General features: G+C 65.2%; 21 protein-coding genes and 1 tRNA gene. 9 read left to right on the top strand and 13 right to left on the bottom strand.

Translation table 11 applies throughout. The features are described from left to right. Positions 1 to 27: 27 nt before the first annotated feature. The 4 genes from C8J25_RS17520 to lepA all read right to left on the bottom strand — a co-directional run bounded on the left by C8J25_RS17520 (position 28) and on the right by lepA (position 4953). Positions 28 to 2319 carry a TonB-dependent receptor gene (locus C8J25_RS17520; protein ID WP_107955687.1) on the bottom strand — a complete coding sequence of 764 codons (2292 nt, stop codon included), beginning with the start codon at positions 2317 to 2319 and terminating at the stop codon, positions 28 to 30. A gap of 212 nt (positions 2320 to 2531) precedes the next feature. After that, complete coding sequence (locus C8J25_RS17525) at positions 2532 to 2879, bottom strand: type II toxin-antitoxin system RelE/ParE family toxin (protein ID WP_341871544.1); 348 nt, start codon at positions 2877 to 2879, stop codon at positions 2532 to 2534. Continuing rightward, complete coding sequence (gene relB / locus C8J25_RS21345) at positions 2801 to 2989, bottom strand: type II toxin-antitoxin system RelB family antitoxin (protein WP_107955653.1); 189 nt, start codon at positions 2987 to 2989, stop codon at positions 2801 to 2803. The genes C8J25_RS17525 and relB overlap by 79 nt, the downstream gene beginning before the upstream one ends. Before the next feature lie 143 nt (positions 2990 to 3132). Beyond that, complete coding sequence (gene lepA / locus C8J25_RS17535) at positions 3133 to 4953, bottom strand: translation elongation factor 4 (protein ID WP_107955654.1); 1821 nt, start codon at positions 4951 to 4953, stop codon at positions 3133 to 3135. A 108-nt stretch (positions 4954 to 5061) separates the two neighbouring features. On the opposite strand from lepA, the gene C8J25_RS17540 reads away from it, so the two are divergent. Next, positions 5062 to 5138 (top strand) — tRNA-Pro (locus C8J25_RS17540). Positions 5139 to 5249: 111 nt separating this feature from the next. Here the strand turns inward: C8J25_RS17540 and C8J25_RS17545 are convergent. Next, the gene (locus C8J25_RS17545; protein ID WP_244187186.1) at positions 5250 to 5711 is read right to left on the bottom strand and encodes a DUF1465 family protein; all 462 of its coding nucleotides are present in this window, start codon (positions 5709 to 5711) and stop codon (positions 5250 to 5252) included. Between the two features lie 115 nt (positions 5712 to 5826). Continuing rightward, positions 5827 to 6024 (bottom strand): DUF465 domain-containing protein, encoded by a 198-nt coding sequence (locus tag C8J25_RS17550; RefSeq protein ID WP_056058507.1) that lies wholly within the window; start codon positions 6022 to 6024, stop codon positions 5827 to 5829. A gap of 252 nt (positions 6025 to 6276) precedes the next feature. Here C8J25_RS17550 and C8J25_RS17555 point away from each other — a divergent pair, with 252 nt between their 5' ends. Further along, a complete protein-coding gene (locus tag C8J25_RS17555) occupies positions 6277 to 6432 on the top strand; it encodes a YdcH family protein (RefSeq protein WP_082441033.1) in 156 nt (51 codons plus the stop codon). A gap of 50 nt (positions 6433 to 6482) precedes the next feature. On the opposite strand, the gene C8J25_RS17560 is transcribed toward C8J25_RS17555, so the two are convergent. The 4 genes from C8J25_RS17560 to C8J25_RS17575 form a co-directional block, all read right to left on the bottom strand. Beyond that, the gene (locus C8J25_RS17560; protein ID WP_107955655.1) at positions 6483 to 6872 is read right to left on the bottom strand and encodes a PilZ domain-containing protein; all 390 of its coding nucleotides are present in this window, start codon (positions 6870 to 6872) and stop codon (positions 6483 to 6485) included. Positions 6873 to 6931: 59 nt separating this feature from the next. Further along, positions 6932 to 7402, bottom strand: a complete 471-nt coding sequence (gene dksA, locus C8J25_RS17565) for an RNA polymerase-binding protein DksA (protein ID WP_107955656.1) — start codon at positions 7400 to 7402, stop codon at positions 6932 to 6934. Between the two features lie 673 nt (positions 7403 to 8075). Beyond that, complete coding sequence (locus C8J25_RS20950; protein ID WP_208622628.1) at positions 8076 to 8861, bottom strand: hypothetical protein; 786 nt, start codon at positions 8859 to 8861, stop codon at positions 8076 to 8078. A 103-nt stretch (positions 8862 to 8964) separates the two neighbouring features. After that, positions 8965 to 9405, bottom strand: coding sequence for a host attachment family protein (locus tag C8J25_RS17575; protein WP_056482080.1), 441 nt, complete (start codon positions 9403 to 9405; stop codon positions 8965 to 8967). 103 nt (positions 9406 to 9508) lie between these two features. On the opposite strand from C8J25_RS17575, the gene serS reads away from it, so the two are divergent. The 5 genes from serS to C8J25_RS17600 all read left to right on the top strand — a co-directional run bounded on the left by serS (position 9509) and on the right by C8J25_RS17600 (position 14432). Next, entirely contained in the window at positions 9509 to 10786 is a 1278-nt protein-coding gene (gene serS, locus C8J25_RS17580) for a serine--tRNA ligase (protein WP_107955657.1), read from the top strand. Next, positions 10786 to 11550 (top strand): 5'/3'-nucleotidase SurE, encoded by a 765-nt coding sequence (surE, locus tag C8J25_RS17585; protein WP_107955658.1) that lies wholly within the window; start codon positions 10786 to 10788, stop codon positions 11548 to 11550. Before serS ends, surE begins: the two co-directional genes overlap by 1 nt. After that, positions 11550 to 12683: a M23 family metallopeptidase gene (locus C8J25_RS17590; protein WP_107955659.1), complete on the top strand. Its 1134-nt coding sequence runs from the start codon at positions 11550 to 11552 to the stop codon at positions 12681 to 12683. Before surE ends, C8J25_RS17590 begins: the two co-directional genes overlap by 1 nt. Positions 12684 to 12783: 100 nt before the next feature. Continuing rightward, positions 12784 to 14007, top strand: a complete 1224-nt coding sequence (gene tyrS, locus C8J25_RS17595) for a tyrosine--tRNA ligase (RefSeq protein WP_107955660.1) — start codon at positions 12784 to 12786, stop codon at positions 14005 to 14007. A 107-nt stretch (positions 14008 to 14114) separates the two neighbouring features. Continuing rightward, complete coding sequence (locus C8J25_RS17600) at positions 14115 to 14432, top strand: PilZ domain-containing protein (protein WP_107955661.1); 318 nt, start codon at positions 14115 to 14117, stop codon at positions 14430 to 14432. A gap of 4 nt (positions 14433 to 14436) precedes the next feature. Here C8J25_RS17600 and recG read toward each other — a convergent pair whose 3' ends face one another. Continuing rightward, positions 14437 to 16488 carry an ATP-dependent DNA helicase RecG gene (gene recG / locus C8J25_RS17605; RefSeq protein ID WP_107955662.1) on the bottom strand — a complete coding sequence of 684 codons (2052 nt, stop codon included), beginning with the start codon at positions 16486 to 16488 and terminating at the stop codon, positions 14437 to 14439. A 74-nt stretch (positions 16489 to 16562) separates the two neighbouring features. Between recG and C8J25_RS17610 the strand changes: the two genes are divergently transcribed. Continuing rightward, positions 16563 to 16829 carry an FAD assembly factor SdhE gene (locus tag C8J25_RS17610; protein ID WP_107955663.1) on the top strand — a complete coding sequence of 89 codons (267 nt, stop codon included), beginning with the start codon at positions 16563 to 16565 and terminating at the stop codon, positions 16827 to 16829. Between the two features lie 120 nt (positions 16830 to 16949). Further along, the gene (mfd, locus tag C8J25_RS17615; protein ID WP_107955664.1) at positions 16950 to 20420 is read left to right on the top strand and encodes a transcription-repair coupling factor; all 3471 of its coding nucleotides are present in this window, start codon (positions 16950 to 16952) and stop codon (positions 20418 to 20420) included. Between the two features lie 168 nt (positions 20421 to 20588). On the opposite strand, the gene C8J25_RS17620 is transcribed toward mfd, so the two are convergent. Both C8J25_RS17620 and C8J25_RS17625 read right to left on the bottom strand, forming a co-directional pair. After that, complete coding sequence (locus tag C8J25_RS17620; RefSeq protein ID WP_056059563.1) at positions 20589 to 21209, bottom strand: CC0125/CC1285 family lipoprotein; 621 nt, start codon at positions 21207 to 21209, stop codon at positions 20589 to 20591. Between the two features lie 127 nt (positions 21210 to 21336). Next, positions 21337 to 21753 (bottom strand): secondary thiamine-phosphate synthase enzyme YjbQ, encoded by a 417-nt coding sequence (locus tag C8J25_RS17625; RefSeq protein ID WP_107955665.1) that lies wholly within the window; start codon positions 21751 to 21753, stop codon positions 21337 to 21339. Positions 21754 to 21777: the final 24 nt, after the last annotated feature.

The raw sequence follows: 21777 nt of genomic DNA on the forward strand, positions 1-21777 counted from the left end.
CCCGTATGCGGGAGGGGGGAAGTCAAATCAGCGGAACTTGCCGCTGAGCGATACGCCGATGATCCGCGGTTCGTTGAACACCGCCGCCATGTAGTTCTCGATCACACCCTTGAGGTTCTTCTCGCCGGTGATGTTGCGCGCGAACACGGCGAACTCGTACGCATCGTCCGGCGCGGCGTAGCCGATCTTCAGGCCGCCTTCGAAGTTGCCGTTCGCGGTGAACTCCTTGGTCTTGTACAACACGAACTGCGTGTAGCCCTGGATGTTGAAGTCGCCCGCGATGAAAGCACGACCGCCATTGCCGAGCGGCTGGTCGTAGCGCGCAGTGAGGTCGACGTTATACTCCGGCGCGTTGGGCAAAGGGTTGCCGTTGATCTGCGCGAAAGTGTTCGCGCCGACCTTTACCGTCGGATCCTTGACCGTGCAGACAACGATGCCGTTCAGAATGCAGACTTGCGCGTAGACACGCTTGTCGCGGATTGCACTGTGCAACAGGCTCAACCCCGCACCCAGCGTCAGGTTCGGCACCGGCTTCCAGTTCGCCTCGGCTTCCATACCGTACGCTTCGGCCTTGTCAGCGTTGAACAGGACCCCGTTGCCATTCACGTCGTTGCCGTTGAGCTGGATATCTTTCACGCGGTAGCCGAACACCGTCGCGTTGAGGGTGAGCGTGTTGTCGAGCAAACGGGTCTTGATACCCGTCTCCCACGACAGGATCGTCTCCGAGTTCGCGGTCGTGAAATCCGCGTTGAACACCGCCGAACGGCCCTGAATGGTTGGGCCGCGGAAGCCTTGCGCGACACGCGAATACAGGCTGATGTCGGGGTTCACCTGATACAGGATGCTCGCGTCCCAGCTCGGCTTTGTTGCCTTCAACGTGACATCGCGACGGCCCGAATACGTGGCGACCGCTGCCTTAAGCAGTTCGGTCCGCTTCTTGTCTTCGGTAATGCGCCCGCCTGCCGTGACGGTCAGATTCGGCATAAGTTCATAGCTGACCTGGCCGAAGCCCGCCCAAGACGTATTCACGTCATGCAACCGCACCCAGTTGTTCGGGTTCGGCGCGACGCCGTTCGGGTCGGTCGCCTTCAGAAAATACGCACGCTGGTAGAAGTCGGTAATGTCGCGGCTGTCGAAATAGAGCCCGCCGATCTGCCAGTTGAACCTGCCACCCGGCGTTCCTGCCAATCGCACCTCCTGCGACCATTGATCGAGATCGCGGATCTGCCCCTGGCTCTGGCCGTATTGAAGGCGCCCGGTGTAGTTCACCGCGGCACCGCCATCGGTATCGCCGCGGCTGAAGCCTGACGTGGTTTCGTACGCGGTGATCGACGTCAGCGTGACCGGACCGAAGTCATAGGCAGCGCGGGCCGAGCCGCCATAGGTGTTGTAGCTCTGCGGGTTGTCGTTCGCTTCGTCGTACGACACCACGTTGCGCGGCTCGGCCGACACGTCGTTCGATCCTTTCTTGAGCGCGCCGCGGTGGAACAGCGTCGACGTGCCGTCATACCAGCGCGCATGGCCCGACAGGTCGAGCGTGAAGTGCTCGCCCGGCGTCAGGGCGAGCTGAACCCGGACGTTGCGATCGTCGAAGCCGCCCATCGCGTCCTTGCGCGGCGTCGCGGTGTTGTCGAGGCTCCTGCCCGCAAAGACGTTGTCGACATAGTTCTCGCGGTGCTGGATCAGCGTCGAGAGGCGGATCGACAGAACGTCCTTGATCAGCGGACCGCCCACGCCGGCGTCGAGGCTGACGCTGTTGTACGAGCCGACCGAGGCCGACGCGCGGCTCTCGAAATCGTTGGTCGGCTTGTTCGTGTCGAACTTGATGATGCCGGCGGTGGTGTTGCGCCCGAACAGCGACCCTTGCGGACCGCGCAGGACTTCAACCTGGCGGACGTCGAACACCGGGTTCGACTTCAGCACGACATGCTCGAGGATCACGTCGTCCTGGATGATCGTGACCGGCTGCGATGCGCCGAGGTAGAAATCGATGTTGCCGAGGCCGCGGATGTAGAACCGCGGGAAGATGCGGCCGGTCGTCGATTCGACGTACAGCCCGGGGACGCGACCCGACAGTGCGAGCAGCGTATCGTCCCCGCCTGCGGTATAGGCGCGCAATGCATCGCCCGACGCGACGCCGACCGAGAGCGGCACCTTCTGGAGGTTTTCCGAACGGCGCTCCGCGGTGACGACAATGTCGTCCAAGCCTTCCTCGGGAGCAGACTGCCCAGCCTGAGTCTGGGCCTGATCCTGGACCGGCGCGACCTGTGCGAACGCAGCCGATCCACCCACAATCGAACCAAACGCGACGCCGAGCATCAACGCCGACTTAACGACCGAAATCTTCAAGATGATATTCCCCAATAGTGCGGCGGCGTCCCTGACGACCGGCCGCACATCCCAATACGCAATGTCTCTACGCGCCATCGACCGCCCTCCCCGGACGGCCCGACGACGCCTCGCGACGCTCACTCCCCGACCGGGCGGTTAGGCCGGGAATGTGTTGGTATGATGACAGTTGGTTACGGAGATTACGGGTAATCTCGACGCGCATGTACGACGTTGATCACCTCGATCGTGTCCGAGACAATACGGTAGATCAAAAGATAATTGGGATGCACGACAGCTTCGCGCGTACCGTCAGCCCTGCCCGGCCGATACATGAACGGGTGATCGGCAAGACGATCAGCGCATGCCTCGATCAATGTCGATAGGCGTGACGCAGCGCTCAGATTCCGATCGGCGATATACTCTAGAATAGTGGTGGCATCCTCGACCGCCTCGGGGCGCCAAATAAGTTTCAGCGATCTCCGCCTGACCGATCGATGGACGACACAACCAATCTCATGGCAGCAATGGCATCTTCGTGGGCGATAGATGGACGAGGGTCCGCCAAAGATCGCGCGACCTTTTCGCGCAGCCAGCGATCATAGGCTTCCGCGGAGATCGGCGACTCGGACTCAAGGGGTTTGAGTGAGACTTGCGCCATTAGACAAGCTTAGGCTTGCCACGACGGATTGCAACGTGGTCGCGCCGCGGCAAAGCCACGTCGTCGGACGACACGACCGAGGATAAGCTCGGCCGGTCGCCGTCCGGCTAGACGCTTAATCTTCGTCCAAGCAGAGCTTGGCCTCAGGCGTCGTCGCCCATCCGCAGCGCCGCAATGAACGCCTCCTGCGGGATGCTGACCGAACCGTATTCGCGCATCTTCAGCTTGCCCTTCTTCTGCTTTTCCAGAAGCTTCTTCTTGCGGCTCGCGTCGCCGCCATAGCATTTGGCGGTCACGTCCTTGCGCATCGCACTGATCGTCTCGCGCGCGATCACCTTGCCGCCGATCGCCGCCTGGATCGGGATCTTGAACAGATGGCGCGGGATCAGCTCCTTCAAGCGCTCGACCATGCCACGGCCGCGCACTTCGGCGGTGCCGCGGTGGACGATCATGCTGAGCGCGTCGACCGGCTCCTCGTTGACCAGGATGCCCATCTTGACGAGGTCGCCCTCGCGGTAGCCGATCTGGTGGTAATCGAAGCTGGCATAGCCCTTCGACATCGACTTCAACCGATCGTAGAAATCGAACACCACTTCGTTCAGCGGCAGTTCGTAGGTCGCCTGCGCGCGACCGCCCACATAAGTGAGGTTCTTCTGGATACCGCGACGGTCCTGGCACAGCTTCAGGACGCTGCCGAGATACTCGTCGGGGACGTAGATCGTCGCCTCGATCCACGGTTCGCTGATCGTCGCGATCTTGTTGGGCTCGGGCATGTCGGCGGGGTTGTGCAGCTCGATATGCGTCGTGCCGGACGGATCGGGGTGGGTCAGCTCGATCTCGTATACGACGGAAGGCGCGGTGGTGATCAGGTCCAGATCATATTCGCGCGTCAGCCGCTCCTGGATGATCTCCAGATGCAGCAGCCCGAGGAACCCGCAGCGGAAGCCGAAGCCCAATGCCGCCGACGTCTCCATCTCGAACGAGAAGCTTGCATCGTTCAACCGCAGCTTCGAGATGCTCTCGCGCAGCTTCTCGAACTCGGCGGCATCGACCGGGAACATCCCGCAGAACACGACCGGTTGGACTTCCTTGAAGCCCGCGAGGGCCTCCAGCGCAGGACGCTTCGCATCGGTGATCGTGTCGCCGACGCGGGTTTGCGCGACCTCTTTGATCTGCGCGGTGATGAAGCCCATCTCGCCGGTGCCGAGCTCGGTCAGTTGCTCGATCTTCGGGCGGAAACAGCCGACCCGGTCGACCAGATGCATCGTCCCGGTCTGCATGAACTTGATCTGCTGGCCCTTTTTCAGGACGCCGTCGATCACGCGCACCAGGATGACGACGCCGAGATACGGGTCGTACCAGCTGTCGACGAGCATCGCCTTCAGCGGCGCCTCCGGGTCGCCGCTGGGCGGCGGGATCTTGGTGACGATCGCCTCAAGAATCTCGACGATGCCGATCCCGGACTTCGCCGACGCGAGCACCGCGCCGGACGCGTCGATGCCGATCACGTCCTCGATCTCCTTGCGCACCTTCTCCGGTTCGGCGGCGGGCAGGTCGATCTTGTTGATGACCGGCACGATCTCGTGGTCGTGCTCGATCGACTGGTAGACGTTGGCGAGCGTCTGCGCCTCGACGCCCTGCGCGGCATCGACCACCAGCAGCGCGCCTTCGCACGCGGCCAGGCTGCGGCTGACCTCGTAGGCGAAGTCGACGTGGCCCGGCGTGTCCATCAGGTTGAGGACGTAATCGAGACCGTCCTTGGCTTTGTACGCGAGACGCACGGTCTGCGCCTTGATCGTGATCCCGCGCTCCTTCTCGATGTCCATGTTGTCGAGCACCTGCTCGGACATCTCGCGCGCGGTCAGGCCACCAGTTTCCTGGATCAGCCGGTCGGCAAGCGTCGACTTGCCATGGTCGATATGGGCGATGATGGAAAAATTGCGGATGCGGTCGAGCGGAGTCATGGCGCGCTCCTAGCAGCGACACCGCGTGTGCGATAGATCGTGGACACACTCCATAATTGTCTTGAACGTTCGGGATGTCGCGGCTAGGGCGCTCACCGGCAATGTTGTCGGGGCGTGGCGCAGTCTGGTAGCGCACTGGTCTCGGGGTCCAGGGGTCGTAGGTTCGAATCCTATCGCCCCGACCATTGCCGATTTTACGGGGTGAGTTTGCCCCCTCCCCGAACCAAACTCTCCGTGATGATGTAAGCGCGCACCGCCCGTCGGGCCGCCCTGCCGCCGAGACAAAACTCAGCGCCTTAGAACGCGTTGGCGATCCGCTTTTGCATCGACCGAACCGGGCTCGCGATCACCGCCGGCATATCCTGCGCCTCATCCATCAGGGCCACGCGCCGATGCAGATCGGTGCTCGCCCCGATCATGTCGCGCGCGCGCGTCGGCAGCATCGCAAGCAACGCCGCATCGGTAATCGGCGCATCGCCTAGCCGTCGCGAGGGATCGAGCGCATCCCGCGGGCGCAACTCCCCAGCTTGAACCGCGCGTTGCGTCAGCAGCCACGCAATGACGTGCATCAACCGCGTCGTCACCTTGAGCGATTCGCAACTGAAGCTGACCCGGATCAGCGGATCGAGCGCCTCGCGTTCGACCCGGCCGGCTTCGTCGAAATAGGCCCGCGCCTCGTCGGCCAGCAGCATCGCTTCGCTATACAAAGCGTCGATCAGGCGGCGCTGCATCCGCGATTCATAGCCGGCGTGGGTCATCGATTGGACAAATGGCACACTGACCAAACGTCATCCAGAGAGGTTAACGACGCGCTAACCATCACTTGTCCCAAAATGCGCCAGTACGTGCGCGTTCCAGCTTAGGACGTTGCAATCACGCGATAATATCTGGGATGAGCAGGTCTTCGAGCGAGGCAATTTCGTCTCGAAGCCGTAATTTGCGCTTCTTGAGCCGCGCCATCTGCAACTGGTCGGGCGTCGACGCCAACGCAAGGGCGGCGATCGCGTCGTCGAGATCGCGATGCTCGATCCGCAATGAATCAAGTCGAACTCTGGTCTGCGCGTCGTCCACTCGCCCCCCGATGGCTGCCGTCGTGTGCGCTGCCCTTAGCAAACGCAGCGCAGTGCGCGAGTGTGAAACCGTCCCTGCAAAGCGGACCGGGGTCGAAAACGTACTTCATGACGAGGCGCGCCTCCACCGCGCACGATCGGTCCGTCGCGCCAAATCGTTCGACCAATCGATTTGGTCCGTTTCCGATGAAGACATTTCGATGACGGAGTGGTTTACTCAGTTCCCCAACCCGAATGCAGGAGGCAACCCACCGTGCAGACGACTCATCAGACAGCCCTGGAAACCAAGCATGCCGTGCTGGAGCAGCGGATCGCCGACGAAACCCACCGTCCGCTACCCGACGCGAACCTTTTGGCGAGCCTGAAGAAGCAGAAGCTGCGACTGAAGGAAGAGATCGTCAGCGTATAACGGTCGTCGATACCGCTCCCCGGCTAGATCCGGGGAGCTACTTGCCGGAGTTACAGTGTCTTCGGATTGCGCAAGGCGTACGCGCTGTCTGACGCCTTGACCGTATAGGATGACGATACGGGTTTGGCCGCACCCGATGGCTTGCGCACATGCAGCGGGTCGATCGGCGCGTTAAGCGATATGCCCATCCGCCCCTCGGTGCACCACGCGACTGTGCCCGCGACCTCACCGATCCCGCGTAACGTTACCGTGACCGGCGTCCCGACCTCGACGACCTTGGCAAGCTCGGCCATCAAACCTGTCTCGGATAGATTACGAACCCTCGCCTCGCGCGCGATCGTCTCGTCGCCGATCCGCACCCGCGCGACCAGCAGCAAGCTGTCCCGCTCGCGCTGTCGCCGGTTCTCATTGCCGCCGGGCAACTCGGTGTCGGTGCTCATGCCGCGACCTATTTTACCATGATCGAACACAGCTTTCTCTTCCCCGTCGGTGGGCGCGATTAATCCTCGCGCGACACCTTCTCGTTACGCTCGTGCCGCTCCTGCGCCTCGACCGTCATCGTCGCGATCGGTCGTGCCTCAAGCCGCGCAAGGCTGATAGGCTCGCCGGTAACTTCGCAATAGCCATATTCGCCTTCGTCGATCCGCCGGATTGCGGCTTCGATCTTGGAGACGAGTTTGCGTTGACGGTCGCGCGTGCGCAGTTCGATCGACCAGTCGGTTTCGCTCGATGCACGATCGGTGAGATCCGCCTCACGTAGCGAATCGACCTGCAACTGCGAAAGCGTTTCCTGCGACTCCCGCAGGATCGATTCCTTCCATGCCTGAAGCTTGCGGCGGAAATACGCCTGCTGCTTCAAGCTCATGAACGGCTCGTCCGCGTCTGGACGATAGCCATCCTCACCGCTGTCGTTGGCGGCATCTCGACTGGAATTCCCGGTATCGTCCACACGATTCATTACGGTCGCCATACCACTCTCCCTCTGGCCCCGTCGCATCAGCCTCGCTGATTTCCAGGGACCGCCCCCAAATGGTGAAAGCGCCTATAGTCTCACGGGCGGGGGACCACAAGCGACAGGACTTGCGCATTCCACCTACTCGCCGACATTTTATTGCGGCCGCGGCGGTATCAATTTTACGACCGCAGTTCGACCTTACGCATCTTGGTGCAAGGCACGCGGTGCGGACTCTGTCCCACCACGGCACGTTAACGATGGCCTGCCTTCCTCGTGATGAGTAAATCCTCGTTTAACCATCTCGGATGTGGTTAAGCTACTTGCGCTTAACGCTTTGTTTTGCAGTTAGTCGGATAGCAGTTCCGAATACTGCGTACGGGGATCCGGCAACACGAGGGTGCCGGCAACGAAAGAGTGACGATATGTCGGTGAGGATGGCCCTGGCGAAATTGTGCGCGTGCGCGTGCGGTGGCGCTTTGATCGGCGGCGGTGCGGTGCATATCGCCGAGCGCCCACAGCGAACCGCCAATACTAAGCGAGTCCTCGTCAAACGAGTCGCGCGACCACAGATCGCCGCCGTGACTCGGCCGCGCGTCCGGCGCGTCGTCACCACGACTCGCCAGACGTGCGCGCCAACGGTGGTGACGGTCGCGAACGCGGCCCCTGTCCCGGTTCCGGTTGGCGATGGCTATATCGGTGGCGGCGGCGCAGGCCCTGCCCCGGTCGTCGTCGGCGGCAGCGGCGGATTTTTCGGTACGCCCGGCGGATTTGGCGGCGGGTTCGGTGGTGGCTTTGGCGGCGGCTTCGGTGGCAGCGGCGGATCGAGCGGGAGCATCGTCATCTCCTCGACGTCGAGCGGCGGATCGACCTCGACCGGCGGATCGTCGACCAGCAGCGGCGGGTCTTCGACCTCAAGCGGCGCGTCTTCGACATCGAGCGGCGGGTCTTCGACCAGCACGGGTGGCGCGACCATTTCCAGCACCTCGTCGACCGGTGGATCCAGCGGCAACGTATCGTCCGCGTCGGGTGGCTCGAGCGGCAACGTATCGTCCGCATCGGGTGGCTCGAGCGGCAACGTATCGTCGGCATCGGGTGGATCAAGCGGCGACGTGTCGTCCTCGACCAGCAGCGCATCGTCGGCATCGTCCGCCTCCTCCGCGTCCTCGGCCAGCAGCGGCAGTTCGTCCGGGTATGGATCGAGCAGCAAGGGTTGGGGATCGAGCGGCGGCTGGAACTCGACCGGTGGCTGGAGCTCGAACGGATCGTCCGGCAGTTCCGCATCGTCGGGCAGCAGTGGCTCGTCCTCAAGCGGATCGAGTGGTTCGAGCGCGAGCAGTGCCAGCAGCGCATCGAGCGCGAGCAGCGCGAGTTCGAGTGGCAGCACGGGATCGAGCGGCGGTCCGCCGGCACCCGTTCCCGCTCCGCCGATGGTGCTGCTGTTCGGTGCGGCAGCCGCCGCGCTCGTCGCGCGCAAGCGTTTCGCCAAAACGAAAGCGGTTGCAGCTTAACCTCTGGAACTTCGCATAGAAAAGGCCCCGCCGGAGATCCTCCGACGGGGCCTTTCTCTTGATCTGCGATCAGGCGTTCATGAGGGCCTTCTCGATGTCCTTGATCGGGTGCCCGGTCAGGTCCTTGTCGAGTTCGCCCTTGAGGCGGCTGGTGACTTCCTTGTGGTAGTGCTTGCGCAGTTCGCCGAGCGTCTTCGGCGGCGCGATCACGATCAGCGAGTCATACTTGTTCTTCAGCGCACCGGTCTTCAGGAAGTCGGCCGCGTCGGCCGCGAAGCGATCTTCCTCGATCTGGTGGAAATCGGTCGGTTCCACCGAGCTCTGCACGCCACCCTGTGGCGACGAGGCGCGGCCTGCTGAGTCGGTCGCCTGGTCGCGCGTCGCCGGATTGTCCTGCTCCTGCGCCTTTTCGACGACGAGATTGGGGAACTCGGCGTCCCCCTCGTTGCGCAGGAACAGCATTTTCCGGCCGTCCGCGACGAGCACGACGGAGTTGTGGGGAAGATGCATGCGTGTCTCTCCTTTTCGCTATGCGTATGCGGGGTGAACGCGCCGCGTGCCGGGGAGGTTGCGCTGCCTTGCGTACGCCCCCGCCGGTCGGCATAGCCCGACCATGCACGACATACGCCTGATCCGCGACGATCCCGCCGCCTTCGACGCCGCCCTCGCCAAGCGGGGTGTCGCACCGCAGTCCGCCTCGCTGGTGACGCTCGACGAGCAGCGCCGCGCGACGATCGCGGACTCGCAGACCGCGCAGACCCGCCGCAACGAACTGTCGAAGGCGATCGGCCAGGCCAAGGCACAGAAGGACGAGGCCAAGGCGCAGGCTTTGATGGCTGAAGTCGCGAGCCTGAAGGAGGCGCTGCCGGCACTCGAAGCCGACGAGGCACGGCTCGGTGGCGAACTCCAGTCCATGCTGGCGGCGATTCCGAACCTTCCCGCCGCCGACGTGCCCGAGGGCGGCGGCGAGGACGACAACGCGCTCGTCCACACCCGTGGAACCCCGACGACCTTCGCGTTCACGGCGCGCGAGCACGACGCGATTGGTCCTGCGATCGGCCTCGACTTCGAGACCGGCGCGGCGATGTCAGGCGCGCGCTTCACGTTGGTCCGCGGGCCGGCCGCCAAGCTGCAACGCGCGCTCGGCCAGTTCATGCTCGATCACGTCGCCGAAGCAGGCTTCGAGCAGGTCTCGCCGCCGCTTCTTGTCCGCGACGAAGCAGTATTCGGCACCGGCCAACTGCCCAAGTTCTCCGAGGACTTGTTCCGGACAACCGATGGTCGCTGGCTGATCCCGACTGCCGAGGTGAGCCTCACCAACATCGTTCGCGAGCAGATCCTGAGCGAAGCCGAACTGCCGCTGCGCTTCACCGCGCTGACGCCGTGCTTCCGTTCCGAGGCAGGCGCCGCGGGTCGCGATACGCGCGGCTACATCCGCCAGCATCAATTCGACAAGGTCGAGATGGTCTCGATCGTCACCCCCGACATGTCCGAGGCCGAGCACGAGCGCATGACCGCGTGCGCGGAGGGCGTGCTCGACGCGTTGCAGCTACCGTTCAGGCGGATGCTCCTATGCACCGGCGATATGGGTTTCACCGCGGCACGCACCTACGATCTCGAAGTCTGGCTGCCGGGCCAGGCGCGCTACCGCGAGATCAGCAGCGTCTCGACCTGCGCCGACTTCCAGGCGCGCCGGATGAACGCGCGGTATCGGCCCGAGGGCGAGAAGGGCACGCGGTTCGTCCACACGCTCAACGGCTCGGCGCTCGCAGTCGGGCGGACGCTGGTCGCGGTGCTGGAGAATTATCAGCAGGAGGACGGGTCGGTCGCGGTTCCCGCCGTGCTCCAGCCATATCTTGGCGGGCTGACCGTCCTGGAGCCGAAGCGCTGATGCGGATCCTGCTGACCAACGACGATGGCTATCACGCGCCCGGTCTCAAGGTGCTGGAGACGATCGCCCGGACCTTGTCCGACGACGTCTGGATCGTCGCACCCGCCGAGGAACAATCGGGCGCCGGGCATTCGCTCACGCTGTCGCGGCCGATCCGGGTGCGGAAGCATGGCGAGAAGCGGTATGCCGTCGCGGGCACGCCGACCGATGCCGTGATGATGGCGCTCGCAAAGATCATGAAGGATTGCCCGCCGGACTTGATCCTGTCCGGCGTAAACCGGGGCGCGAACCTCGCCGAGGACGTCACCTATTCCGGCACCGTCTCGGCGGCGATGGAGGGCGCGCTGGGCGGCATCCGGTCGATCGCGCTTAGCCAGATCTACAGCCGTGAGGGCATGGGGGACAGCGTGCCGTTCGAGGCTGCCGCGGCTTGGGGTGAGCGCGTGTTGCGGCCGCTGGTCGACGCACCACTGGCCCCGCGCACGCTGGTCAACATCAACTTTCCCGCTGTCCCCGCCGATGCGGTGAAGGGCGTTCGCGTCGTCGGCCAGGGTTTCCGTGATTATGGCCGGTTGCAGATCGTCAGCAACACTGATCCACGCGGCTACGAATATCACTGGTTCGCGCTTGGCCGGACCGTCGAGACGCCGGCGCACGCGACCGATCTGGAAGCGACGGCGGCGGGGTACGTCTCGGTCACGCCGCTGCACCTCGACCTCACGCATTTTGAGTCGCTGGATACGCTGACGCAGGCCTATCGTTGATGCGGCGTGCGGGCGTCCTGGTTCCACTGGCGACGCTCGCGCTGACCGCGTGCATTCCGCACGTCGATCGCCCCGCCGGCTACGGTAACCCGCCACAGCGTCCGTACCGTGATCCGCCGCCCCGCCGCGACGATCCGCCGCGTCCCCGTGATGATTCGCCGCGCGAGGATACGCCGCCGCAGGACGTTTCCGGACAAGACACCGGTGAGGTCACCACCCTCCCCGCCCCGCGCCCCGCCTGGGAGGCACGCCCCGTCAGCGCCGATGCGAAGACGATCCACGACACGACCTATGTCGTCCGGCCCGGCGATACGTTGAGCCGCGTGGTCGATCGCAGCGGTGCGAGCCTCGAAGCGATCGCGCGCGCGAACGACCTCGAATCGCCCTATTCGATCCAAGCCGGCCAACGGTTGCAGATCCCCGGCGGCCGCTATCACCAGGTCCGCCGCGGCGAGACCGGGATCGCGATCGCTCGCGCGTACGGTGTCGAATGGTCGCGCATCGTAGCCGCCAACGCGCTCGTCGAGCCCTATGTGCTGCGCGCCGACCAGCGGATCCAGATCCCCGGCGACACCGGCGGCGGCACCGCCAGCGCCTCCGAGCGGGCGCAGGCGTTCACGCTCGACATTGACGACATCCTGACCGGTGGCGAACCCGCACTCGCCAGCAACCAGGCGCCGGCAAGACCGATCGCGACGCCGCGGCGCGTGCTACCCTCCAACGCCGTCGTCACCGCGCCGGCGCGTCTTGCGAGCGGCGGGTTCCTCTGGCCGGTAGACGGCAAGGTCGTGAAACGCTTCGGCCACGGCGCCAGCGGCGAACGTAACGACGGCATCAAGATCGCCGTACCGGTCTCGACCCCGATCCATGCAGCGGCGGACGGCGTCGTCGCCTATGTCGGCGACGGCATCGCTGCGCTGGGCGGGCTAGTCATCATCAAGCACGGCGGCGGCTGGACGAGCGTCTATGGCCACGCGTCGAAGCTGCTCGTGCAGCGTGGCCAGAGCGTGAAGCGAGGCCAGACGATCGCGCTGTCGGGCGACACTGGGTTTGCGGATCGCCCCGAACTGCACTTCGAGCTTCGCAAGGGGCGGACTCCGGTGGATCCAACGTCGCAATTGCCTCGAACGTGAATCTCCCCTCCCGCTTGCGGGAGGGGGCGGGGGAGGGCATGGGGGCGAGGAAGCCCCTCACCTAACCCCTCCCGCAAGCGGAAGGGGAACGAGACGCACCATGACCTACCAGTCCGACCTGCTCACCACGCTGACCTCGCGCGGCTATGTCCACCAGATGACCGACGCGGCCGCGCTCGATGCGCTCGCCGGCAAGCAAGTCGTGCCCGGCTATATCGGCTTCGATCCGACCGCGCCGTCGCTCCACGTCGGCAGCCTCGTCCAGATCATGCTGCTCCGCCGGCTCCAGCAGACCGGGCACAAGCCGATCGTCCTGATGGGTGGCGGCACCGGCAAGATCGGCGACCCCAGCTTCAAGGACGAAGCGCGCAAGCTGCTCGGCGAAGACGGAATCAAGGCCAACGTCGCCTCGATCCGGCGAATCTTCGAACGCTTCCTGACCTTCGGTGACGGCCCCACCGACGCCGTGATGCTCGACAATGCCGAGTGGCTCGACGCGCTCGAATACATCCCGTTCCTGCGCGATGTCGGCCAGCATTTCTCGGTCAACCGGATGCTCGCGTTCGATTCGGTCAAGCTCCGCCTCGACCGCGAACAGTCGCTGAGCTTCCTCGAATTCAACTACATGATCCTCCAGGCGTACGACTTCCTCGAACTGTCGCGCCGCGCCGAATGCCGGTTGCAGATGGGCGGCTCGGACCAGTGGGGCAACATCGTCAACGGCATCGAACTCGCGCGTCGGATGGACTCGACCGAGGTCTACGGCGTCACCACCCCGCTGATCACGACCGCGGACGGCGGCAAGATGGGCAAGACGATGTCGGGTGCTGTCTGGCTGCACGAGGACCAGTTGCCGCACTTCGATTACTGGCAGTTCTGGCGCAACACCGACGACCGCGACGTCGGCCGCTTCCTGAAGCTGTTCACCGACCTCCCGCTCGACGAGATCGCGCGTCTCGAAGCGCTCGAGGGCGCGGAGATCAACGCCGCCAAGATCGTGCTTGCCAACGAAGCGACCGCAATGTGCCGTGGTCGGGATGCCGCCGAACAGGCCGCCGAGACTGCGCGGAAGACGTTCGAGGAAGGCGCGTCGGGCGGCTCGCTGCCGAGCTACGCCGTTTCCGGTGGCTCGATCGGTGTCGTCGAGGCGCTGGTGGGACTGGGCTTCGTTGCCTCCAACGGCGAGGCGCGACGGAAGATCGCCGAGGGCGCGGTGCGTGTCGATGGCGAGGCCGTCCGCGAGCCGACCACCAGCATCGACGTCGCGTCGCCCGTACGGCTCAGCCTCGGCAAGAAACGACATGGGATGCTAACCCCCTCATAATAGAGGCATTCTCGTTTCGAAGAACGCCGCGTTAAGTATCACCGTTCGTATCGGGTTCACGCCGCGCGCCGTACACCGGCGGGATGGTTATTCCAGGGGAGCGATCGATGCCACGCTACGCAATGGCCGTTCGCGATGCGCGCGGCGAGCCCCGCGACGAAGTGATGCACCGCACGCATGCGCTCGACGGCGACGATCGCACGATCAAGCTGGTGCTGGTCAACATGTCCGCCAACGGCCTGATGGCACGGTGCGACGGCGATCCGGCGGCCGGCAGCCGCCTGCGGATCCGCCTGCCCGTTCTCGGCTATGTCGACGCGGTGGTACGATGGTCGCTCGGCGGTCGGGTCGGCTGCGAGCTCGAACGGACGATCCCGCTCGCCGACTATTACACGATGCTCATGGTGATGACCCGCAACAGCTGACGGATCAGCCGGAGCGAAGCAACGCAACCCCAGCGTCCCGGTCGAACAAATAGAGCGCGGTGCGAGCCGCCTGCCCCCTCGGCCCCTCCAAACCGCCGTCGCGGTCGATCAGCAGGCGCGCGTCGTCGTGCGCGCATTGCAGCAGGTCGGCCATCATGTCCGGTGTCGCCAGCCGGAACGCCATTTCGCCGGACTGCTTCGTGCCGAGCAGCTCGCCCGCGCCGCGGAGGCGGAGGTCCTCCTCGGCGATGCGGAAGCCGTCGTTGGTCTCGCGCATCAAGGCGAGGCGCGCGCGGGATGTTTCGCTCAGCGAAGATCCGCGCATCAGCAGGCAGATCGATCGCCCGGTGCCACGGCCTACCCGCCCGCGGAGCTGGTGCAGCTGAGCGAGGCCGAAACGATCGGCGTGCTCGATCACGATCAGCGTCGCGTTGGGGACATCGACGCCGACCTCGATCACCGTCGTCGCGACGAGGACGGACGTGCGGGCGGCGGAGAACTCGGCCATCACGGCGTCTTTCTCCGCGGGTTTCATCCGGCCGTGGACGAGCGCGACCTTGTCACCGAAGCGGGCACGCAGCGTTTCGGCACGCATCTCGGCGGCGGCAAGGTCGCTCTTCTCGCTCTCCTCGACCAGCGGGCACACCCAATACGCCTGCCCGCCGTCCGCGAGGTGTCGGCCGAGCGCGTTGACCACGTCATCGAGGCGATCCTCGGAGATAACCCGCGTCTCGATCGGCTGGCGGCCCGGCGGCATTTCGTCGAGCCGGCTGACGTCCATCTCGCCGTATTGCGCGAGCGTCAGCGTTCGCGGGATCGGCGTCGCGGTCATCGCGAGCAGGTGCGGCGGGGCGACACCCTTCGCCTGCAACGTCATGCGTTGCGCGACGCCGAAGCGGTGCTGTTCGTCGACCACCACGAGCCCAAGGTCCTTGTAGCCGACCGCGTCCTGGAAGATCGCGTGCGTGCCGACGAGGATGTCGAGCTCGCCGCTCGCCAGCGCCATCAGCGTCGCCTCGCGCACGCGGCCCTTGTCGCGACCGGTGAGCACGCCGATCTCGATCGGTAGCCCGGCGAGCGTCTTTCGCAGCGTCTCGTAATGCTGGCGGGCGAGAATTTCGGTCGGCGCGAGCATCGCCGCCTGCGCACCCGCCTCGACCGCGATTAGCATCGCCATCGCCGCCACCAGCGTCTTGCCTGAACCGACATCGCCCTGCAGCAGCCGCAGCATCGGCGCGGTCTGCGCGAGGTCGCCCTCGATCTCGCCGACCGTTCGCGATTGCGCGCCGGTCAGCGTGTAGGGCAGCTTCAGCAGGTCGCGCAGCCGACCGTCGCCCTGCAACGCCCGCCCCCGGCGCTTGCGGGTATCCGCGCGGACGATCGTCATCGCCAATTGGTTTGCGAACACCTCGTCATAGGCCAGCCGCTCCCGCGCCTTCGCATCCGATGGGTCGGCGTGGATGCGCTCCAGCGATTCGTGCCAGCCCGGCCATTCGCGTTTCGCCTTCAGGCCCGGCTCGATCCACTCGGGCAGGTCCGGCGCGCGCGACACCGCCTGCGTGGTCAACGCCGCCAGCCGCCGCGACGTGAGGCCTTCCGATAGCGGATAGATCGGCTCGCGCTCGCGCAGCTCCTCGTCCGGCTCGACAATGTCGGGGTGCACGATCTGCAATTCCTGGCCGTATTCGTCGAGCCGGCCCGAGATCCGCTTGGCCTCACCGATCGGCAGCAGCTTCTTCGCCCACCCGGAACTCCCGCCGAAGAAGACCAGGCTGACGTAATTGCCGAGCTCGTCGGTCGCCTGCACCCGCGTCGGACCGCGGCCCGCGCTGATCTTGTAGTCGCGCGGGGTCAGCGTGATCGTGATGATCCGCCCGGCATCGCTCGACATCAGCTCGGTGCGTGGCAGACGATCGACGTAGCCGGTCGGCAAATGGAAGGCGACATCGACGACGCGCGCGAGCCCGAGCCGGTCGAGCGGCTTGGCGAGCGCGGGCCCCACCCCCTTGAGGACGAGGGTTTCGGCGAACAGCGGATTGAGGATTTCGGGTCGCATGACTATCTGACCTCTATAGCCTAGCCGACGCCCGCCGCCAGCGGGTCGCCGGCTCTTCGTGTTTGGAGTTCGAAATGGACCACGAGACCCGCCTCAAGCGCCTGGGCTTTCGCAGCTCGCACCGCGGCACGCGCGAAGCCGATATGATGATCGGCGGCTTCTTCGCGACCTACGGCCGGACGTGGACTCCCGAACAGCTCGACTGGTTCGAGGCGCTCTTGGAGGAACAGGACGTCGACATCATGGGCTGGGCGATCGGCTCGATCGTGTGCCCGCCCGAGTGGGACGGGCCGATGATGCAGGCGATGCGCGACATCAATTACGTGACGGTCGTGAAGTAATCTTCTGCGCCCCTCCCTGGAAGGGAGGGGTCGGGTGTGGGTCGGCCGCTTGGCGGTCGTGACACGCGCCTCATACCAACCCACCCCCAGCCCCTCCCTTCCAGGGAGGGGGGAGTTCGAATGCCAGACCTCAAGACGATCCTCTCCGCGACCTCACCGCTGACGCTCTCCGGCGTGCCGTCCGGCTTCCAGCCGTCGCTACTTGCCGACCTCGCGCGGGCCGCGAAGACGCGCGCAGTGTTCATCGCGCCGGACGATGCGGCGATGCGCGCGGTCGCGTCGACCGCGGCGTATTTCGCACCCGATCTCGAAGTGCTGAGCTTCCCGGCCTGGGACTGCCTCCCCTACGACCGCGCCTCGCCGACGCTCCGCATCATGGCCGAGCGTGTCGCCGCACTGCAACGCCTGCAAGGCAAGCCCAAGGGGCCGCAGCTCCTGCTGACGACCGCCAACGCCGCGACGCAGCGCGTCCTCACGCCGTTCCGCATCCGCCAGCTCGTCGCGCGTCTCGCACCCGGCGAACGGACCGGCCGCGACAAGCTCGCCATGCTGCTCCAGGCGAACGGCTATGTCCGCACCGACACCGTCCACGACCAGGGCGAATACGCCGTGCGCGGCGGGATCGTCGATCTCTACCCGTCGGGCGAAGACCACGCGCTGCGCCTCGATTTCTTCGGCGACGAGATCGAGAGCGTCCGCACGTTCGACGCGGCGGACCAGCGTACCACCGGGCGGATCGACGGCTTCGTCCTGCTGCCGGCGTCCGAAGCATTGCTCGACGAGGACTCGATCAAACGCTTCCGGACCCGCTACCGCGACGCGTTCGGCGCGACCGCGACCGGCGATCCGATGTACCAGGCGATCTCCGAAGGCCGCCGCATCGCGGGCATGGAGCACTGGCTGCCGCTGTTCGAAGAGAAGATGGCGACGCTGTTCGACCATCTCGGCGCCGACGACGTCGTGGTGCGCGACAACGGCGTCGCCGCGGCGGTGGAGAGCCGGCTCGAATCGATCGCCGACTATTACGAGAACCGCAAACGCGCCGAGGCAGCCCAACCCGGCAGCTATCGCCCGCTCACCGCCAAAGCACTCTATCTCGATGCGCAGGAATGGTCCGGCGGGGTCGAGGCGTTCGCCGCACACATCACCTCGCCGTTCCACGAGCCGCCGAGCGATACCGTGCTGGACTTCGACGTCGACGGCCCGCGTGATTTCGGCCCCGAGCGCGCGGCACAAACGAACATCTACGAAGCCGTCGCGGATCACGTCGAGAAACTGCGCAAGCAGGGGCGGAAACCGATCCTCGCCAGCTACTCGATCGGTGCGCGCGAACGCCTGGGCACCCTGCTCGCCGACCACGGCTTGAAGGGGGGCAAGCACGCGGAGACTTGGCAGGAGGCGCTAGGCGTCGCCGACACCGCGCGCAGCTTCGGCGTCGCGCTGATCGTCCTGCCGCTCGATCACGGCTTCACTGCGCCGGGGATCGCCGTCCTCACCGAGCAGGACATGCTCGGCGACCGCCTGGTCCACCGCAAGAAGCGCAAGAAATCTGCCGACGCATTCCTCGCCGAACTCGCGACGCTGACGCCGGGCGATCTGGTCGTCCACACCGAGCACGGGATCGGCCGCTACGAGGGCCTGACCTCGATCCCGGTCGGCCAGAGCCCGCATGATTGCGTCGCGCTCAGCTATGCCGGCGGCGACAAGCTCTACGTGCCGGTCGAGAACATCGACGTCCTCTCGCGCTACGGCTCGTCCGAGGAAGGCGCGACGCTCGACCGTCTCGGCGGCGAAGGCTGGCAGCGCCGCAAGTCGAAGATGAAGGAGCGGATCCGCGAGATCGCCGGCGAACTCATCGCGACCGCCGCCGAACGCGCGCTGCATCCGGGCGACGTGCTCGAACCCGATGCGAGCGGCTACCCGAGCTTCGTCGACCGCTTCCCGTACGAGGAAACCGAGGACCAGGACCGCGCGATCGAGGACGTTCTCGGCGATCTGTCCGCGGGCAAACCGATGGACCGGCTGGTGGTTGGCGACGTCGGCTTCGGCAAGACCGAGGTCGCGTTGCGCGCCGCCTTCGTCGCGGCGATGGGCGGCAAGCAGGTCGCGATCGTCTGCCCGACGACATTGCTCGCGCGCCAGCACTACAACAACTTCGTCGCCCGCTTCGAAGGCTTCCCGATGAACATGGGCCGCCTGTCGCGACTCGTCACCGCGAGCGAGGCGAAGGCGACCAAGGAAGGGCTGGCGAACGGCACGATCGACGTCGTCATCGGCACGCATGCGCTGCTGGCGAAGAACATCGACTTCAAGCGGCTCGGGCTGGTGGTGGTCGACGAGGAGCAGCGGTTCGGCGTGACGCACAAGGAGCGGCTGAAGGCGCTGCGGGCGGACGTCCACATGCTGACGCTGACCGCGACGCCGATCCCGCGGACGCTGCAGATGGCGATGTCGGGCATCCGCGAGCTGTCGGTGATCCAGACCCCGCCGGTCGATCGCCTCGCCGTGCGGACGTACATAATGCCGTTCGATCCGGTCGTGCTGCGCGAGGCGTTGCTGCGCGAGCATTATCGCGGCGGGCAGAGCTTCGTCGTCACGCCGCGGGTCGCGGACCTGCCCGAGATCGAGGACTTCCTGCGCGAACAGGTGCCCGAGATCCGCTTCGTCGTCGCGCACGGCCAGATGTCGCCGACCGAGGTCGAGGAGCGCATGTCGGCGTTCTACGACAAGAAGTTCGAGGTGCTCGTCTCAACCACGATCATCGAGAGCGGGATCGACATCGCCTCCGCCAACACGATGATCGTCCACCGCGCCGACCGCTTCGGCCTAGCCCAGCTGTATCAGTTGCGCGGGCGCGTCGGCCGGTCGAAGACCCGCGCCTACGCGTATCTGGTGACCCCGCCTGAGCGACAGATGACGGTGACGGCCGAGAAGCGCCTCAAGGTGCTGTCCGATCTGGATTCGCTGGGGGCTGGCTTCCAACTGGCAAGCCACGATCTCGATATCCGCGGCGCTGGCAACATGCTCGGCGACGAGCAGACCGGGCATATCAAGGAGGTCGGCTTCGAACTCTACCAGGCGATGCTGGAGGAGGCGATCATGGACGCCAAGGCCGGCGGCATGACCTCGTCGCGGCCGCGCGATTTCTCGCCGCAGATCACGGTCGATGCGCCGATCCTTATTCCCGAGGATTACGTGCCCGATCTCGATCTGCGGATGGGGCTGTATCGCCGCCTCAACGATCTCGACGAGGGGCAGGAGATCGAGGCGTTCGCGGCCGAGATGATCGACCGCTTCGGGCCGCTGCCGGATGCGACCGAGAATTTGATCAAGGTCATCGAGATCAAGCTGAACGCGAAACGCGCGTGCGTATCGAAGATCGACGTCGGGCCGAAGGGCGTGCTGGTCTCGTTCCACGACGACAAGCCGCCGAACATCGACAAGCTGCTGGCGTATGTCGAGCGGCTGAACGGCGTCGCGCGATTGCGCCCGGACAGCAAGCTGGTGCTGCAGCGGGCGTGGGGCGATCCGAAGGCGCGTCTGCACGGCGCGCTGCAGTTGTCGAAGGGTTTGGCGAAGGCCGCTTCTTAAGCCCTCTCCCCTCCGGGGAGAGGGTTGGGTGAGGGGCGCCGCGAGCGTTACCCTCTACAACAGCCCCTCACCCCGGCCCTCTCCCCGAAGGGGAGAGGGAGCAGCGCAACGAAAAAGGCCGGACTACCACTGGGGTAGCCCGGCCTTTTTAGAATCTCGAAGTAGCGCTTACTTCGGCAACACGACGCTCGGTCCGATGCTGTCCACAACCTTCCGCGCATCGAACGCGCGGATGTTGTCGCGCGGGATCGGGCCCTTGCGCATCACGATCTCGGCAGTCGCCTCATAGCGATCGATCGTGCGGATATCGAAGTCGTTGCCCCATGGGCCACCACCGAAACCGCCATAGCCGCCGCCGAAACCACCGCCAAAGCCGCCATACGGGCTCCAGTTGCGCCAGCCAAAGCCGCGGCCGTAATAGCGCCACGACGGACCCCAATAGCCGCCGAAACCACCATACCCGAACCCGCCACCGATTCCCGGCGTCGAATAGGTCCGCGACTGGAGATTGGTGTCGCGGTCGGCCATCAGGTAATAATCATAGCCATTCTGCAACGTCAGTTCGGCGGCGCGGAAGAACAGGTAGCGCTCGACCGTATCACGCGACGTAACGCTGTTACCGGCGAAGCTGACGAGGAAGCGGCCCGGCTCTACCTGCCGGTCGCTATAGCCGGTGCGGCTGAACCCCTGGCCCGTCGCCGGCCGATAGGTGGTCTCGGTCGCGCAACCGGCCAGCAATAGAGCGCCCGTTGCGAGCGCTGCCAATGCGACCTTGCGACCAGGTTTCATGAACATGGTATGTCTCCGTTCGCGGCGAGTGCGGCGAAACGCCTCTTATTAGCCGTCAGTGGTGGAACGGTTGATGAACGGGTTCGCTCCAATACGCCACCTTACTGACTCATTTTTCACGTTTCGTCTAAACGCCGATCAAGTGCAGCGCCAATGTCCGGCGGTGCGGGCGGCGGCGATGCTCGAAGAGGTAGATGCCCTGCCATGTGCCAAGTGCGAGTCGGCCGTCGATCAGCGGGATCGAGAGCTGGACTTGCGTAAGCGCAGTGCGGAGGTGGGCCGGCATGTCGTCCGGGCCTTCGTCGTCGTGGAGATACTCGCGCGATTCGGGGGCTATGCGCGCGAAATAGGCTTCGAGGTCGGTTCGCACCTCGGGGGCCGCGTTTTCCTGGATCAGGAGGGACGCGGACGTATGCCGGCAGAATACCGTCAACAGGCCCTCCGATATGCGTTTGTCGCGGGTCCAGCGGGCGATCTGGTCGGTAACGTCGACGAGGCCTTGGCGGGTAGTGTCGATGGTTAGGATCGTGGTGGCTTGGCGCATGGTGTCCTAACGATCGGTCGGGAG

Source organism: Sphingomonas faeni (assembly GCF_003053745.1).
GTDB lineage: Bacteria > Pseudomonadota > Alphaproteobacteria > Sphingomonadales > Sphingomonadaceae > Sphingomonas > Sphingomonas faeni.